A 1785-nucleotide genomic window follows, 5' to 3' on the forward strand; every position below is an offset into this window, starting at 1 on the left:
AAGGAGCATTCCTGTTAGAAGGATTTTCGGGCACTTGAACAAAAAAGAGCCCTCTTGGTATGATACGGGGTGTCAAATCGTGCACCGAATTGACCCCTAACTTAGGTAACCAAGGAGGACTCCAACATGGATTTTAAACAAAACCAGAAAATAAATCAAGTCACCGAACAAACACTCGTAGTAGGAATCGATATTGCCAAGCGGAAACACTTCGCCTGCTTTGTCGATGACCGTGGGCGTGTGCTCCAAAAATCTTTCTCGGTATTACAGTCTGGCGACGGTTTTCAGAGATTTTATCAGCGTATTTTGGATGCCATGAAAGACTTCGGAAAAACGGAAGTCATAGTTGGGATTGAACCAACAGGGCATTACTGGCTTAACCTGGCCTATTTCCTTGAGGAACGAGGCATCCCCCTAGTCATGACCAATCCTATGCACGTCAAGCGATCAAAGGAGCTGGATGACAACCTGCCAACCAAACATGACCGTAAGGATGCACTAGTCATCGCTCGCTTGATCAAAGATGGGCGCTTCAGCTATCCTCGCATCCTAAAGGACATGGAGGCTGAACTCCGTGTGGGTTCAACATTTAGAAGCAAGTTGACAGAGGAGCTGGGAGCCGTTAAAAACATGATCATTCGCTGGCTGGACCGTTATTTCCCTGAGTTCACCCAGGTCTTTCCGTCATTCGGGAAGATGGCAATGGCTGTCCTGGAATGCACTCCATTTCCGGCTGATCTTCACCAAAAACAGCCGGATGAGGTATTGGCAATTTACCGTCAGGTGGAGGGGCTCAAATCCCCCCAACGGCCAAAAGCAGTACGACTCATTGAAGTTGCTTCTAACTCCATCGGAGTTACAGAGGGACGGGAGATGGCCCGTATAGAAATTGCCACTCTCGTTCGCCGTTACCACCAGTTGGAACAGGAGATTGAAAGCATTACGCAGCACCTGGTCGAGCTTGTTAAAACATCAGTAGAATATGAATGGCTCTCAACGGTACCTGGACTTGGAGATACGACCATTGTTGATTTACTAGCTGAAATCGGAAGCTTCTCACACTACGAAGATCCACGCCAACTCATCAAACTCGCGGGATTGACATTACGGGAAAACTCCTCCGGTCAGCACAAAGGACAAAAGAGAATCTCTAAACGGGGCAGGAGAAAGCTACGCGCCCTCCTATTCCGAGTCATGATGCCGATGGTTCGCCATAACGATGCCTTTAGAAGGCTGCATGAATATTACACAAACCGTAAGGATAATCCGTTACGCAAGAAGCAATCCATCGTGGTACTATGCGGGAAACTCTTAAAAGTTCTTCATGGGATCAGCACGAAGCACAAAGCGTTTGACGCAAAGCGAATGATGAAGGATATTCCTGGCCTCGCAGAGGCTATGTAAAGTCCTGCATCCCCTTAAACGACCTAGACAACAGGATGACACGGAGAAGCTGGCACTATATCATCCATTCGACCTTGAGTCCCTAAAGGAGCTTCGCTAGCCTCTGCCTTATGACTAGACCGAACGAAGGAATGTAGGCACTTGGATGCCCAGAGACATGGGAGGGTACGTCATCATAAGCTACGCAGAGATCCATTGTGCATCGTATACTTTGTGATCACTACTTTACCATCATTACCCAGTAGTGACCGCGTAGCGTACCCACTAATTGTAAGAGAATCACATATTTATTAAATTCTGTTAGGGTGTTTGTCGAAAAATATTTTTTTGACATCCCACCAACGGGTCAAACCGTTGATATATCAATATTTATAGAGGGAG

At 46.9% G+C, this 1785-nt stretch carries 1 protein-coding gene; it reads left to right on the top strand.

Features of this window, described 5'->3' with window-relative positions; genetic code table 11:
* Positions 1–126: 126 nt before the first annotated feature.
* Positions 127–1404, top strand: coding sequence for an IS110 family transposase (locus tag CYJ36_RS23335; protein ID WP_101569576.1), 1278 nt, complete (start codon positions 127–129; stop codon positions 1402–1404).
* Positions 1405–1785: the final 381 nt, after the last annotated feature.

The sequence above is a fragment of the Bacillus sp. UMB0893 genome (assembly GCF_002858905.1).
Taxonomy (GTDB): Bacteria; Bacillota; Bacilli; order Bacillales; family Bacillaceae; genus Bacillus_P.